At 67.4% G+C, this 873-nt stretch carries 1 pseudogene; it reads left to right on the top strand.

Annotated features, from left to right (window positions below):
* Positions 1 to 873, top strand: a pseudogene (locus tag CXR44_RS38695) (DNA-directed RNA polymerase subunit beta); the annotation flags it as partial.

Below are 873 nucleotides of genomic sequence, written 5' to 3' on the forward strand. Positions count from 1 at the left end.
GCGCCGAGAAGGCGGGTGTGGTCGAGGAGGTCTCCGCCGACTACGTCACCGTCATGAACGACGACGGCACGCGGACGACCTACCGGGTGGCCAAGTTCAAGCGGTCCAACCAGGGCACGAGCTTCAACCAGAAGCCCATCGTGGCCGAGGGCGACCGCGTCGAGGTCAACCAGGTCATCGCCGACGGTCCCTGCACCGACAACGGCGAGATGGCGCTGGGCAAGAACCTCCTCGTGGCGTTCATGCCGTGGGAGGGCCACAACTACGAAGACGCGATCATCCTGTCCCAGCGGCTGGTGCAGGACGACGTCCTGTCCTCGATCCACATCGAGGAGCACGAGGTCGACGCCCGCGACACCAAGCTGGGCCCCGAGGAGATCACCCGCGACATCCCCAACGTCTCCGAGGAGGTGCTGGCCGACCTCGACGAGCGCGGCATCATCCGCATCGGCGCCGAGGTCGTGCCGGGTGACATCCTGGTCGGCAAGGTCACCCCGAAGGGCGAGACCGAGCTGACGCCGGAGGAGCGGCTGCTGCGCGCGATCTTCGGTGAGAAGGCGCGCGAGGTCCGTGACACCTCGCTGAAGGTGCCGCACGGCGAGCAGGGCAAGGTCATCGGGGTGCGCGTGTTCTCCCGCGAGGAGGGCGACGAGCTTCCCCCCGGTGTCAACGAGCTGGTCCGCGTGTACGTGGCCCAGAAGCGTAAGATCACCGACGGTGACAAGCTCGCCGGCCGGCACGGCAACAAGGGTGTCATCTCCAAGATCCTGCCGGTCGAGGACATGCCGTTCCTGGAGGACGGCACCCCGGTCGACATCATCCTCAACCCCCTCGGCGTGCCCGGCCGGATGAACGTCGGCCAGGTGCTCGAGA

Source organism: Nonomuraea indica (genome assembly GCF_002850745.1).
Taxonomy (GTDB): domain Bacteria; phylum Actinomycetota; class Actinomycetes; order Streptosporangiales; family Streptosporangiaceae; genus Nonomuraea; species Nonomuraea indica.